Raw genomic sequence first — 14655 nt, 5'->3', positions numbered from 1 at the left:
TTGTTTTGTGCCGTTGACGAACTGGGAAAACCCAGAGGGTGAAACTGCTGGGTATACCCGTGCCAACACCGTTCGACGTCGCCAGGGCACTGCTCGACCGCGACCGGCGCAATGTGTGGTCGTGCCCCGGACGCCTGCATATCGAGGTGCACGGCGTGCACGGGCCCCGGGGCGCACGGGTGGCCCAGCGAGTGGAAAAAAGGCTCGCGGAGCAGCCCGGGGTGTTGTGGGCCAAAGTGAACGCACCGTCGTCCCGGGTGATCATCGCGGTGGACGGCCAGGCCCGGCAGGCCCACCTGATCAAGGTCGTCGAGCAGGCCGAGGCGGAGCCGGACACCGAGGAAGAACGGATCGCCGAGGACCAGCTGCACCACCCCGCTGACGGCGCCAAGGGCACCCGGCTGCTGCCAACGCTCGCCGTGGACGCCGTCGGCCTGATGCTCTCGGTCCTCAGCAGGATCTCCCCGTGGGCGCCGCTGCCCGCCGAGGTGGCCGGCCTGCTGTCGGCCATCGACATGCACCCCAAGCTCAAGGCCAGGCTCGGCCAGTACATGCACAGCCACGAACGTGCGGACACGGCGACGTCCATGATCGCGGCCGTGGCTCACGGCCTGGCGGCGCGCAGCGAGAGCACGGTGCTCGACGCGGCGCAGCGAGTGCAGCAGTGGCAAGAAGCCAAAGCGCACAAGGACGCCTGGTGCGACGCCGAGGCGGAACTGATCAAAGGTCCCGGTGACGCGGGCGCCGAACCCGTGATCACCGAGCGCCCACGACCGCTTCCGGACGGCCCGGCCGAACGCTACGCCCACCGCGCCCTGGTCACGGGGGCGGTGGCCGGTGCCGTCGCGCTGCCGTTCGCCGGACCACGGCGAGCCGCTGGGCTGGCGTTGGCGTCGCTGCCCAAGGCGGTGGGCGTCGGCCGGGCGTCGTTCGCGGCACAACTCGGACGGGTGCTCGCCAGGCGAGGCGCGCTCGTGATGGACCGTTCCGCGTTGCGTCTGCTCGACAGCGTCGACGTCCTCGTGCTCGACGCGCCCTCGCTGAGCTCAGGCCGTTGGCTGCTCAGCGACCTGGTTCCGTTGCCGGGCAACGAGACCCCGGATCTGGTCGAGAAAGCCTTCGAGCTGTTCGATCCGACGCGACCGGAGGTCGTTCGCCACGACGGCGAATGGTCGCTGGGACCGGTGGACGATCTCGGCCTCGACGGGCGCAAGGGAGTCCGGCAGCTCACGAAGCTGGAAGACCACGAAGTGGTGCTGGGCCTGTCCCGAGGGCAGAACCTGGAAGCGGTTCTGGCCGTGGACAAGGAACCTTCGCCTGCTGTGCACGCGATCACCACGGCGGCCGGCGAAACCGGCCTGCGCCTGATCACGGCCACGGAGAACCTGGTCAGCACGATTCGTCAGCTCCAGGGCGAGGACCACGTCGTGATGGTGGTGTCGGGCGACCGCCAGGCCCTTGGCACAGCGGACTTCGGCGTCGGCGTGCACAAGGACGGCACTGCCCCGCCTTGGGGCGCACACGTGCTGGTGGGCACGGACTCGGACACGACCGTCCTGCTGATCGAGGCGATTCAGGCGGCGCGGCTGGTCAACCGGGACGGCATCCGGTTCGCGCAGGCGGCGAGCGGCATCGGCGCCGTCGGTGCCTTGAACTCACGGCGGGCCGTCCCGGCGGAGAGCAGCCTGCGGGCGGTGAACGGCGGCGCCGCGCTGGCCTTCGCGGACGGTGTCTGGCGGGCTCGGCAGTTGCGTGGCAGGAGCGAAACACCGGATTCCTCGCAACCGTGGCACCTGATGCCGGTGGACATGGTGACGAAGATGGTCCGGTCCGGATCGGACGGACTGCGGTCGGACGACGTCAAGCGCAGGCGCCGGGGCACGTCCGTCCGGGATGGACTGCCGGAGACCTCGCTCGGCAGCGCTTTCCTGGCCGAGCTGGCCAACCCGCTGACACCCGTGCTCGCCGGTGGCGCCGCGCTGTCGGCCGCGGTCGGGTCGCCCGCCGACGCGGCACTGGTCGCCGGGATCACCGGTGTTTCGGCGTTGCTCGGCGCTGTGCAGCAGGTCAGTACCGAACGATCGTTGGCGGAGTTGCTCTCGCGGTCCGCGGTCCGCACAACGGTTCTGCGCGACGGTCAAAGCAAGCGGATCAACGCCGACGAGCTCGTCATGGGCGACGTGGTCACGGTGAAGGCCGGGGACGTCGTGCCCGCGGACTGCCGTCTGCTGGAAGGTCCCGGGCTGGAGGTCGACGAGTCCTCGCTGACCGGAGAGTCCTTGCCGGTGGCCAAGGACCCGGCTCCCGTGGTCGCGGAGCTGGCCGAGCGGACGTCCATGCTGTACGAAGGCACGACGATCGCCGCAGGTCGCGCGAAGGCCGTGGTCGTGGCGGTGGGTGACGCGACCGAGGTCGGCCGCAGCATGGCCGCCGCCCACAAGGACACACCGGTCACCGGCGTCGAGGCTCGGTTGGCCGAACTGACGAAGCACGCTTTGCCCGTGGCCATCGGGTCCGCGGCCGCGGTGTCCGGCGCGGGGCTGTTGCATGGCGTGCCGATGCGGCAAAGCCTTGGCGCGGCGGTCAATCTGGCTGTCGCTTCCGTCCCGGAAGGACTGCCGTTCCTGGTCAACGCGGCTCAGCTGGCGGCTGCCCGGCGCTTGGCCGACAAGGGCGCGTTGGTGCGTAACCCGCGGACGATCGAGGCGCTGGGGCGCGTGAACGTGCTGTGCTTCGACAAGACGGGCACGCTCACCGAAGGCAAGCTCAGCGTCAGCCGGGTCGATGCGGTGACCGGTTCTTCGGACGATGTGCTGACGGCTGCCCTGCGGGCCACTCCGCACGCGGACAACCCCAAGGATCTGGCGCACCAGACCGACCGCGCGGTGCTGGAAGGCGCACGGGCGGCTCAGGTGGAGATCAACGGGTGGAAGAAGGTCTCCGCGCTGCCGTTCGAGCCTTCCCGGGGCTACCACGCCACCGTGGGCGAGTCCGGCGCCAAGCTTGTGTTGAGCGTCAAGGGTGCGCCCGAGGTCATTCTGCCGCGGTGCGGCAACAAACGGGGAATGCTCAAGCGGGCGGAGAAGCTGGCCTCCCAGGGACATCGCGTGCTCGCCGTGGCGGAACGGGTGGTGGATTCCGCCGAAGTGAGCGACGAGGCCGTGCAACGCCTGAAGTTGCTGGGTTTCGTCGCTCTGAGCGATCCGGTGCGGGACAGCGCTCCCCCTGCCGCCGCCGCGTTGCGCGAGGCGGGCGTGCAGATCGTCATGATCACGGGCGACCACCCGGCGACCGGGGAGGCCATCGCCAGCCAGGTCAACGGCTCCGGGTCCGGGGATTCCACTGTGGTCACCGGGGCGGACATCGAGGCCCTCGGCGAGGACGAGCTCGCCGAGCTGTTGCCCACAGTGGACGTGATCGCCCGGTGCAGCCCGGCCCAGAAGGTCCGGATCATCCAGGCGTACCGCAGAATGGGCCGGGTTGTCGCGATGACCGGCGACGGCGCCAACGACGCGCCGGCGATCCGGCTCGCCGACGTGGGGATCGCGCTGGGACAGCGAGGGACTCCGGCCGCTCGGGCGGCGGCCGATCTCGTGGTCACCGACGACCGGCTGGAGACGATCATCGCGGCGTTGATCGAGGGGCGCGCGATGTGGGCGTCCGTCCGGGAGGCGCTCGGGATTCTGCTCGGCGGGAACGCGGGCGAGATCGCCTTCAGCGTGCTGGGGTCCGTGCTGACCGGCCGGTCGCCGTTGAACGCCCGGCAGTTGCTGTTGGTGAACCTGTTGACGGACCTGGCTCCCGCCCTGGCCATCGCACTGTCGCGACCGCACAGCGAGGCCGTTCCGGATCTGTTGCGGGAAGGGCCGAGTGCCTCGTTGGGAGCCGCGCTGGGCCGGGATATTTCCTCTCGGGCGGTGACCACGACCCTCGGGGCCACCGCGGCTTGGACGGCGGCCCGGTTCACTGGGCGTGCCCGGCGGGCCAGTACGGTCGCTCTGGCCGCCCTCGTGGCTACTCAGCTTGGCCAGACCATGGTCACCGGAGGTACGGATCGTACGGTTCTGGCTGCCGGATTGGGATCTGCCGCGATTCTGGGCGGGATCGTTCAGACGCCCGGGATCAGCCAGTTCTTCGGCTGTACTCCGCTGGGCCCCGTGGGGTGGGGGATCGCGCTCTCCAGCGCCACCGCCGCCAACCTGGCCAGTCCCATCGTCACCCGGCTGCTGCCCGCAGGCAGCTCAACCTCGTGAGTGTTTAGCCGGGTTCTAACCCTGACAAACACTCACGAGGAGAGGGTTACGTTCTCGGTGATGTAACCGCCCGGCGCCACCATCGCGTTGCAACGGCTTGGGCCACGGCCGATCACCGCCCTGCGGGAGATGGTGACCTCGTAGGTTTGCTTGCCTGCACGGACGGTTACCGCGCGGGCTTCGGATTCGAGGTCCGTTCGCACCGGCTTTTCGGCGACGGCCACCACGTCGTCCAGGCCGCGCAGGCCGGCCTGCTTGCGGATCACGATCTCCGCGTACTGGGCCCATTGGGTTTCCGCCGCTGTCCGGCCGCGGAGGTGTTCGGGGTCCACTTGGCCCGCCAGCGCCGCCCTTACCACCGCGTGGGCTTCGTCCGGGTCCAACTGTCCGTGCAGGAAGCCGTCCGGGACGACCATCAGGTTTCCGGCCCACCGGTCTCCACCGACGTGGCTTACCTCCCAGGCGCGGCCGGGGTACGTCGCACCCAGCGAGCTCGCCAGCGGCCTGCCGAGCAGTGCGCAGCACATGTCCTTCGTACCGTGGGTGCAGACCAGGAACATCGGGCCTTGGTACGGCTTGCCTATGCCGCCCTTGCCTTCGAGGATCGCGTCCAGGTCCAGGTCTGCCAGGTCGCTCAGGTCGTTGATCCGGAACGATTCCATCCAGGGCCCGTGCGGGCCGGAGGTTCCGCCGACGAACACCCGCCGACCGGCCAGGTGGGGTTCGCGGGTGTGCCGTCCGGGCTGCCGGATCAGCAGGGGGCGCAGGCCTTCGTCGCGCAGCTCTGCCAGCCGTTCCCGCTTGTCCGCCGGGAATGCCTCTGCCAGGGCCAGTTCCAGGGCGTCGGACGGCCACGGCCCCGGGTATTCGATCAACAACCAGGCCCGCATGTGGGCGGCTGTCCCCGCAGGTGAACCGCCGAGCATGCGTGCCACCACGGCACAGCCCGGCAGTTTCGCGGCGGAAGCTGCGGCGTCAGAGAGTTGCGCGGTCATAGGACCGGATACCCCCTGACGCGCCAACTTATCTTAGGCATACCTAATCTTACATGCCTAGGACACGGCTAGCAGCCCTTGGGTGATCAACTCGCCGAGCAGTGCCCGCACCGTCGCCCGGTCCAGGGTCGGCCCGGCCATCTCCACCAGCGTTTCGATGGCCACCGGTGTCCCGCTGAGCAGGAAGGACAGCACCGGCCCCGCCGCGGCGCCGAAAGTGAAGCGGCGACCGGATGCGAGCAACGTCACGGTCGATTCCTGGTGCCGCAGCACCGCCCGGGGCGTCAGCAGCCGGACGATCGCGGTGTCCTGGGCCGGCAGCAGATCCGAAGTGGCCGACCACGGCAGGCCGATCCGGGTGTGCGCCGGACCGTGCGCGTCGCGGTCGGTCAGGAACCGGTCGACCACGTCCGGGGTCAGCAACGCCTCGATCCCCGCCTTCAGGCGCTCCGCGTGGGCGTGCCGCTCCGCTTCCGGCGCGAACCTCGGCAGATCACGGCGGAACAGCTCTTCCACCCGCAGCTGGTCGGCCAGCCAGTTCACCAGGTCCACCCCGGTCGCCGGGTTGAACCCGATCGTCAGATGCAGCGACTCCTCGCCGATGGCCGACACGTCGTGCCAGTGGCCACGCGGCACGTACAGGGCGTCGCCGTCTTCGAGGATGAAGTCCTCAAGGGGCTGCGCCGGCGGCTGCTCGGGCGGCTCGACGTCGCGGTGCAGCGGCGCCGGCCTGGTCGGGCCGTGGATCCGCCAGCGTTTGCGGCCGGAGATCTGCAGGATGAACGCGTCGTGGTCGTCCCAGTGCACGTCGAAGCCGTGGGTCTTGCCCCAGCCCGCGTACAGGTTCACCTGGACGCGCTCGCGCAGGTCGTGCTCGAGCCGGGCGGCCAGGTCGGCGACCGGGTCGACCAGCTCCTGCACGGCGTCCAGCACCAAGGTGGCGCCGTTGCGCAGGTGCTCGGTCAGCGGCGCGGACAGCAGCCGCGGGATCTGCGGGCCGCGCTTGGGCGTCACCATCTCGGTGTACGTATGAGTGGGGACGACATCGCCGTCCATGGCGAGACGCAGCCGCGGGAAGTCGAGCCGGTGCTGGCGCAGCACCGTGTTCAACGTCGGCCACGGCATCAAGGAGGCGAAACGGCCGGCGGTTCCGGGGAACCGGTGGTGGGTCTGGCCCTGCACCGAACCAAGGAACTGGCTGACCTCGAGCGGTGCCACGAGGTCAGCCAGGGTGAACGATCCGGCCACTCAGTCGTTGCCGTCGTTGTCGGTCACGGCACCGTTGGCCTTGCCGCGGTCCACGGCGGTGGTGAGCGGCTCGACGCCGATCAGCAGGCCGCTGGCCGGGGGTGTGTTCGCTTGTTCCTGAGCCATCCGTACCTCACAGAGAGTTAGATCGGTCTGGACACTGCGTGAAACACCAGTCAGATTACGTGATCAACGCGGCCGTTTCATCAGTCATTCGGAGTTCTTCCCACCACGCGGACATGGTCCATCTCAAGCAGCGCCAGGTAATCACGCAGCGGCTGATCCGTCACGGTGATCCGCAACCACGCCTGACCGTCCACTGTGGTCTGCTCCAGGCCGCCGGTGGCCAGGTCGGCGACCATTTCGTCAGTGGCGCCGTCCGGCCGGAACACCACTGTGGCCAGCGTCGGCCGGTTCCACAGCCGCAGTCCCGGCCGGGCCAGCACCGCTTCGGCGATCGCGAACGCCATGTCGCAACGCCGTTCCGCGGCGGGCCCGATGTCCGCACGGCACGCACGGAACACCGCGGCGACCTCCGGATGGCCCATCATCCGCACGCCGGTCAACGATCCCACGTCTCGCACCGCCAGCAATCCCGTGGACGCACCGAGTTCGGGCAGTTCGACGGTCACCGAGTCGGCCAGGTCGAGCCCGTCGAGCAACGGCCGCAGACGGTCGCTGAACAGTGCCGCTCCCCCGCCCGTGGCGTCGACGTGTAACCAGCTTCCCCGCATGCGGCAGGCGCGGCCGATGTCCCGCAACGGATCCACCGAACCGGTGTCGGCGGTCCCCGCCGAGGCGACGACCACGGTCGCGGACCGTATCCCGGCCAACGCGTCGGGGACCTGGGTGATCGAGTCGAGCACCACCGGCGGTGGCAGTTCCAGCTGTTCGGCGGCCTGCGCGACAGCCGGCCTGGCACTGCGCGCGCAGATCACCCGCATCGGCGCCCCGCCCACGTCCTTCTTGGCCAGCAACATCCCCAGCAGGGTGGATTCGGCGCCGCCGTTGGTGATCACCGCGCCGGGGACCCCTCGCGGAAAGCACAGCCGCGCGACGCCGGTCTGAATGGACGGCTCGATCATTCCGGAGCCAGCGCCCTGACCACCTCGCGCGGATCCTGTCCGGTCGGCAGCACGCTGATCACCGGAGTGTCCAGTCCGGACTCGACGTACCGGCGGAGCAGTTCACGGCAGCGGTCCGGGCTGCCGTGCACGATCAGGTCGTCGACCACTTCGTCCGGAATCACCTCGTTGGCCCGTTTCCGGTCGCCCGCGGCCCACGCGTCGTGCATCGGCTTGAGCGACTCGCCCCGGCCCAGCCAGTCGTGGAAGGCCGCGTACACCGGCACAGTCAGATAACTGCTGATCAGCAGCCTGCCAAGGCCCCGGGCCGCGTCGGCGTCCTCGGTCGGGCAGACGAACACCCTGGCGACCAGTTCGAAGTCGGCACCCACCTCGGCACGGACCTTCGGCACGTCGGACGGGGCGAGCCAGTTCGTGATCGCGCCGTCGGCCTCCTTGCGCGCCAGCCGGAGCATGCCCGGCCGCAGCGCGGCGAGCATGACCTTGGGCGGCGGCTGCGGCGGGCGTTCCAGCCGGAACTTCGAGATCTCGAACGTCGGGTACTTGTGGCTGATCTTCTCACCGGCGAACGCGGAACGCAGGAACCGCAACGTGTCCCGAGTACGCGCGTACGGTTCGGTGAACTCCTGCGCGTTCCAGCCCGACACGATCACCGGCGACGACGTGCCGATGCCCAGCACGAACCGGTCCGGCGCGAGCTCGGCGATGGTGGCCGCGGTCATCGCCAGCAGACCGGGGCCACGCGTGTAGACCGGGGCGATCGCGGTACCCAGACGCAGTTCGGGCGCCCATTCGGCGGCCAGCGCGAGCGGTGTGAACGCGTCCGTGCCCGCGGTCTCCGCCGTCCACACGTCGGTGTAACCGAGCTGTGGCAGCTCCCTGACCAGGTCACGGTGCTCGGCGAGCGGAACTGCGGTCAACGGCAGCGTGATGCCCCAGCGGCCCATTCACATATTCCCTTCTTTCACCTACGACCGGACCTTACCCAGTGAGTCGTGTAGCCAGGTCGTCTGCAACAGCAGGAAGTTCTCCGCCGAGGACTCGTCCTGGGGCGTCATGTGGGTCACGTTCGGCAACGGCAACAGTGTGTGCGGCCGGCCGGCGGCCACCAGCGCGGAGGAGAGTCGCAGGGAGTGGGCCACGACGACGTTGTCATCGGCGAGCCCGTGAATGATCATGAGCGGTCGTTCCAGGTTCGGCGCGTCGGCCGGCAGCGAGTTCCGCTCGTACACCTCCGGGTGAGTGTCCGGATGGCCGAGGTAACGCTCGGTGTAGTGGGTGTCGTACAACCGCCAGTCGGTCACGGGCGCGCCCGCGATGGCCGCGTGGAACACATCAGGACGGCGCAATACGGCGAGGGCCGCCAGATACCCGCCGTACGACCACCCCCGGATTCCGACACGGGAAAGGTCCAGGTCGGGGTACTGCTCGGCGGCCGCGTGCAACCCGTCGACCTGGTCGATCAACGTGACGTCAGCGAAGTCGTACGCGATTTCCCGTTCCCACGCCGGTCCGCGCCCGGGTGTGCCGCGGCCGTCGATCACCAGCACCGCGAAACCCTGGTCAGCCAGCCACTGTGACGTCAGGTAAGCGTTGCGGGAGGCCAGGACCCGTTGCGCGTGCGGACCGCCGTACGGGTCCAGCAGCACGGGCAGTTTGCCGCTGCCCGGCTCGTGCCCGGCCGGGAACATCAACGCGCCACGGAGTTTTCGCTCGCCGAGCGTCAACTCGATGACCTTGGGTTCCAGGGCCGGGGTCACCGCGAAGGACTCGATCCTGCCGATCTGTCCGGCCCCGCGCAGCACCGTGACTTCCGGCCCGGCCGCGTCCATCCGCCACGAGGTCACCACCGTGACGTCGGCCGCCCTCGTCGCCGACGACACACCGTCCACAGAGGACACCTTGGTGACACCGTCCGCTCCGGCGCGGTACACGTGCACCCGGGTCGAGTCCTCCGCGGACGCGGTGAAGAGCACGTCACCGTCCGTGTCGAGCACCGAACGCACCTGCAACGGCAGGTCGGTGACTTCCTTGCCGTCCACGACAAGCCGGTACGCGTTCTCCGCCGCGACCACCCGGACAAGCCTGCCGTCGGACGTCCACGCGGGCACACCGGTCACGATGTCCACCCAGTGCGGATCGTCCTGTTGGTGCAGCAACTCCGTTTCGCCGGTGTCCGGGTCGACCGTCCGGATCTGCATGGTCCGCTGGTCACGAGTCTGCACGGCGATCAGCGGCGGGCCACCCGCCGACCAGTGCACGGTCGCGACGTACTCGGTACCGGTCCAGTCCACCTTGACGCGCGAACCGTCCAGACCGATCACCAGCAGCTCGACCTTGACGTTCGGGGTGCCCGCGGCCGGATAGTGCACGATGTGCGGCCCGGCGGCCGGGTTGGCGGGATCGGAGATGTGCCACCGGTGCACGGCCGAGCGGTCGGTGTGGCTGACGATCAGGCGCTGCCCGTCCGGCGACCACCAGTACCCGCGAGACCGGTTCATCTCCTCGGCCGCGATGAACTCCGCGAGACCGTACGCCCGGTCCTCGCCCTCCGGCTCCGCGAGCGCACGATCGTCCGTACCGTCCACAGTCACCACACGCAACGCGTTGTCGGACACGTACGCGATGTGGGTGCCGGTCGGGTTCGGCCGCGGGTCGACGACCGGGCTCGCGGTGTCCAGCAGCCTCGTCTCACCGGTCAAGGCGTCGGTCACGTAGAGCCGCCCGGACAGGGCGAACGCGACGATCCGGGCTTCGGCGTCGGTGGCGTTGCCGACGATCCCGCTGGCCTGCATGCGGCTGCGCTCACGGCGGGCGCGTTCCTCGGCGGACAGTTCCTCGTCGCCGTCGGCCAGCAGCACGGCCGGGTCTGCCAGCACAGACTCCTTGCCGGTGGCCAGATCCAGCTGCCAGAGGCTGTGCCTGCGCTCCTCGCCGGACGGTGACCGCAGGAACAACACCCGCTCGCCGTCGGGCGCGACCTTGATCTCCTTGGGAATCCCGAGCGTGAAGCGCTGGGTGCGGGCCTGCATCTGGAGGAACGACGTCTCGCGAGTCACAGCCAAACCCTAACCTTTCTTCGAATCCGCACTGGCGATCCTCAGGCTCTTCACATCAGAGCGCCGCAAAGTGAATGCCATGACAGTGACGCCGCAGACGCACGAACCCCCGCAGCAGCACCAACAGCACTTCGGCCCGGCACAGTACCCGGCCGCCACCCCGCCGCCTGCCCACAACGGCGGGTTACCACCCACGGGCGGGCCCGTGCCGCCCGCGCTGGCCGGCCCCGGCAAGCCGAGGCGGTGGCGCCGCGGAGCCGTGGCCGCCTCGATCGCGGCCGTCGTGGCCGCGGGCCTGGTCGGCGGCGTGACCGGCGGCATCGTGGGCGCGGACGACAACGCCACGGCCGCGGCGGCCTCGACGCCGATCTCCCAGAACGTCGGCAGCAACACGCCAACCGACGTCAGCGCGATCGCCGGCAAGGTGCTGCCGAGCGTGGTACAGGTCAACGTCAGGACCGCGACGGCCCAGGGACTCGGTTCGGGCGTGGTCCTGACGTCCGACGGCCGGATTCTGACCAACAACCACGTCGTGTCCGGCGCGTCCCAGGTGACCGTGACCCTGAACGACGGCCGCGAGTTCCCCGCGACAGTGGTGGGCACGGACGCCGCGAGCGACCTGGCCGTGCTGCAACTGCGTGGCGCCAGCGGGCTGACCCCGGCGACGCTCGGCGACTCCAGCACGCTCAAGGTCGGTGACGAGGTCGTGGCGATCGGTTCGCCCGGCGGCCTGCAGGGCACCGTGACCACGGGCATCGTCAGCGCGCTCAACCGCGACGTGAACATCGACGAGAACCAGGGCGACAATCCGTTCGCGAGCAACGGCGGTGGCAGTGAGACCACGTACCGGGCGATCCAGACCGACGCCTCGATCAACCAGGGCAACTCGGGCGGCCCGTTGGTGAACGCCGACGGCGACGTGATCGGGATCAACTCGGCGATCTACTCGCCGGTGTCCACTGCGGACGGCCGGGCGGGCAGCGTCGGGATCGGGTTCGCCATCCCGATCAACGACGCCAGGACGGTGATCGACCGGATCACTGGGGGATGACCGGAGCATCACCGGCCGACGCGTCCGCCGCCGGTGCGGCGGGCGCGTCGGCGTGCGCTCCGCGGTGCGCGAGGCCTACACGTTACGCGGGAAGCCCAGGTTCACGCCGCCGTGTGACGGGTCGAGCCAGCGGTTGGTGACCACTTTGGATCGCGTGAAGAAGTGGATCCCGTGCGGGCCGTAGGCGTGCGTGTCGCCGAACAGCGAGTCCTTCCAGCCGCCGAACGAGTAGTAGCCGACCGGCACGGGGATCGGCACGTTCACGCCGACCATGCCGACCTCGACCTCGTTCTGGAACCGCCGGGCCGCGCCGCCGTCGTTGGTGAAGATGGCCGTTCCGTTGCCGTATGGGTTGCTGTTCACCAACTCCAGAGCGTCGTCATAGGACGGTGACCGCACGACCGACAGCACCGGGCCGAAGATCTCGTCCGTGTAGATCGACATGTCCGTGCTCACCCGGTCGAACAGGGTCGGGCCGAGCCAGAAGCCCTCCGCCTCCCCGTCCACCGGGTGGCCACGGCCATCCACGGCCAGCGTGGCCCCCGACGCCACCCCAGCCTCCACATAGGACTCGACACGGTCCCGGTGTGCCCGGGTCACCAGCGGTCCCATCTCACACCCGGTCCGCCTGCCGTCACCGATGTGCAGCGAGGCCATCCGGGACGAGATCTTCCCGACCAGCTCGTCACCGATCGGGTCGACCGCGACGACCACCGAGATGGCCATGCACCGCTCCCCCGCCGAACCGAACCCGGCCGACACGGCGGCGTCCGCGGCCAGGTCCAGGTCCGCGTCGGGCAGCACGACCATGTGGTTCTTCGCACCGCCCAGGGCTTGCACGCGTTTGCCGTGCCGGGTGCCGGTTTCGTAGACATACCGGGCGATCGGTGTCGAGCCGACGAACGACACCGCCTTGACGGCCCGGTGTTCCAGCAAACCGTCGACCGCGACCTTGTCCCCGTGCACCACGTTCAGCACACCGTCGGGCAGGCCCGCCTCGGCCCACAGTTCGGCGATGAACACCGCGGCCGACGGGTCCTTCTCCGACGGCTTCAGCACAACCGTGTTGCCGCACGCGATCGCGTTGGGGACGAACCACAACGGCACCATCGCGGGGAAGTTGAACGGCGAGATCACCGCGACCACGCCGAGCGGCTGCTGGATCGAGTACACGTCCACCTTCGTGGACACGTTCTCGCTGAACCCGCCCTTCAGCAGGTGCGGGATGCCGCAGGCGAACTCCACCGCCTCCAGCGCGCGCTGCACCTCACCGGCCGCGTCGTCGAGGACCTTGCCGTGTTCCGCGGTCACGATCGCGGCCAGCTCGCCCTTGCGGGCCGCCAGCAGTTCACGGAACCGGAAGAGCACGTTGGACCGCTTCGCCAGCGAGGAATCGCGCCACGCCGGGAAAGCAGCGGCGGCGGCCGCCACAGCGGAATCCACTTCGGACTGCCCGGCGAAGTCGACCCGCCCGCTCACCTTGCCGGTCGCGGGGTCGTAGACCTCGCCGGTCCGCGAAGCGACGCCGTCCCAAGGCTTGCCGTTGATCCAGTGGGTGATACGCGCGGTCACGCCTTGTTCTCCTTGTCCACCACGGTGATCGACTCGGTCAGGATGGCGAGGCCCTCCTCGGCCTCCGCCTCGGTCAGCGTCAACGGCGGCGCCAGCCGGATGACGTTGTTGTGCAGCCCGCCCTTGCCCACCAGCAGGCCCCGTGCCTTGGTCTCCTCCAGCAGCCGCCCGGCCGCGGCCGGGCTCGGCGACCGGCCGTCCGGGCCGACCAGTTCGACGCCGATCATCAGGCCCTTGCCGCGCACGTCGGCCACCACCGGGCTCTCCGCCGAGACGTCCCGCAGGCCGTTGATCAGCATGCTGCCCAGCTTCGCGGCGTTGGCCTGCAAATCCTTGTCCAGCAGGTAGTCCAGCGCGGCCTTGGCGCCCGCGGTGGAGATCGGGTTGCCGCCGAACGTGGAGATCGAGTTGGCCCGCAGGCAGTCCATCACGTCCCCGCGCGCGACCACGCCGCCGATCGCGAGCCCGTTGCCCAGCCCCTTGGCGAAGGTCATCATGTCCGGCACGATCCCGTGTGCCTGGATGCCCCAGAAGTGCTCGCCGGTCCGGCCCCATCCGGTCTGCACCTCGTCGGAGACGAACAGGATCCCGCGCTCGTCCAGCACTTCCTTCATCGCGCCGAACAACCCGTCCGGTGGGACGTTGAAGCCGCCGACACCCTGGATCGGCTCGGCGATCATGCACGCCACATCTCCGGCGGTGGTGACGTCGAGAACCTCACGCAGATCGTCGACACACGCGGCGACGTACTCGGCATCGGAGTACGAGGCGAACGGGCCGCGCATCCGGTAGCCGCCGTGCACGTAACTCACCTTCACCGGCGACAGGGAACTGGCCGACCAGCCCCGGTTCCCGGTGATCCCCATCGTGGCGAAACTCCTGCCGTGGTAAGAGTTCCGCAGCGCGAGGACCTGGTCCGAGTGCCGGTACTGGGTCGCCAGCAGCAGCGCGGCCTCGTTGGCCTCGGTGCCGGAGTTGGTGAAGAACACCTTGGCGTCCGGGATGCCGGACAGCTCGGCGATCCTCTCGGCCAGCTCGACCTGCTTGCGGATCAGGTACAGCGTGGAGGTGTGCAGCACGCCGGAGTCGACCTGGGCCCGGACCGCGTCGCTGATCTCGGCGATGTCGTAGCCGATCGCGTTGGTCAGGATGCCCGCGAAGAAGTCCAGGTACTCCCGGCCCCGCGAGTCGGTGACCCGGCGCCCCCGCCCGCCGACGATCTCGATCGGCTCCGAGTAGTACAGCGCCAGCCAGTCCGGCAGCACGGCACGGTGGCGTCGCAGCAGATCGTCTTGGGGTTCGGGCACAACCGCCTCCAGGTCCGGGGGTTCCTGTGCCGTCGAGTGTGCTGGCAGGCGGCCGGAGACCACTACGGACAACCTGTACCCGAAA

Annotated in this window: 10 protein-coding genes; 2 read left to right on the top strand and 8 right to left on the bottom strand. The window is 69.5% G+C overall.

The window, feature by feature from the left end; translation table 11 throughout:
• The first annotated feature begins 59 nt into the window (after positions 1-59).
• Positions 60-4253, top strand: a complete 4194-nt coding sequence (locus tag GC106_RS30520) for a cation-translocating P-type ATPase (protein ID WP_312872981.1) — start codon at positions 60-62, stop codon at positions 4251-4253.
• A 32-nt stretch (positions 4254-4285) separates the two neighbouring features.
• Here the strand turns inward: GC106_RS30520 and GC106_RS30515 are convergent, their stop codons facing one another.
• The 6 genes from GC106_RS30515 to GC106_RS30495 form a co-directional block, all read right to left on the bottom strand.
• Positions 4286-5248: a ferredoxin family protein gene (locus GC106_RS30515; RefSeq protein ID WP_173137769.1), complete on the bottom strand. Its 963-nt coding sequence runs from the start codon at positions 5246-5248 to the stop codon at positions 4286-4288.
• 57 nt (positions 5249-5305) lie between these two features.
• Positions 5306-6466 carry a cupin domain-containing protein gene (locus GC106_RS30510; RefSeq protein WP_312872980.1) on the bottom strand — a complete coding sequence of 387 codons (1161 nt, stop codon included), beginning with the start codon at positions 6464-6466 and terminating at the stop codon, positions 5306-5308.
• A gap of 30 nt (positions 6467-6496) precedes the next feature.
• A complete protein-coding gene (locus GC106_RS48960) occupies positions 6497-6622 on the bottom strand; it encodes a hypothetical protein (RefSeq protein WP_255356715.1) in 126 nt (41 codons plus the stop codon).
• Positions 6623-6702: 80 nt separating this feature from the next.
• Complete coding sequence (locus tag GC106_RS30505; RefSeq protein WP_173137765.1) at positions 6703-7581, bottom strand: pyridoxal-dependent decarboxylase; 879 nt, start codon at positions 7579-7581, stop codon at positions 6703-6705.
• On the bottom strand, positions 7578-8528 hold the full coding sequence (locus GC106_RS30500; RefSeq protein ID WP_173137763.1) for an LLM class F420-dependent oxidoreductase: 951 nt from the start codon (positions 8526-8528) through the stop codon (positions 7578-7580). The genes GC106_RS30505 and GC106_RS30500 overlap by 4 nt, the downstream gene beginning before the upstream one ends.
• Positions 8529-8549: 21 nt before the next feature.
• On the bottom strand, positions 8550-10640 hold the full coding sequence (locus GC106_RS30495; RefSeq protein ID WP_312872978.1) for a S9 family peptidase: 2091 nt from the start codon (positions 10638-10640) through the stop codon (positions 8550-8552).
• A 79-nt stretch (positions 10641-10719) separates the two neighbouring features.
• Between GC106_RS30495 and GC106_RS30490 the strand changes: the two genes are divergently transcribed.
• Complete coding sequence (locus GC106_RS30490; protein ID WP_173137761.1) at positions 10720-11691, top strand: S1C family serine protease; 972 nt, start codon at positions 10720-10722, stop codon at positions 11689-11691.
• Positions 11692-11766: 75 nt separating this feature from the next.
• Here GC106_RS30490 and GC106_RS30485 read toward each other — a convergent pair whose 3' ends face one another.
• Together GC106_RS30485 and GC106_RS30480 are read right to left on the bottom strand one after the other, a co-directional pair.
• Complete coding sequence (locus tag GC106_RS30485; protein ID WP_173137759.1) at positions 11767-13263, bottom strand: CoA-acylating methylmalonate-semialdehyde dehydrogenase; 1497 nt, start codon at positions 13261-13263, stop codon at positions 11767-11769.
• A complete protein-coding gene (locus GC106_RS30480; protein WP_173137757.1) occupies positions 13260-14570 on the bottom strand; it encodes an aspartate aminotransferase family protein in 1311 nt (436 codons plus the stop codon). Before GC106_RS30480 ends, GC106_RS30485 begins: the two co-directional genes overlap by 4 nt.
• Between the last annotated feature and the right edge of the window lie 85 nt (positions 14571-14655).

The sequence above is a fragment of the Kibdelosporangium persicum genome, assembly GCF_013280595.1.
In the GTDB taxonomy this organism is placed as follows: Bacteria; Actinomycetota; Actinomycetes; order Mycobacteriales; family Pseudonocardiaceae; genus Kibdelosporangium; species Kibdelosporangium persicum.
This window is presented reverse-complemented; position numbering and strand designations above follow the sequence as displayed.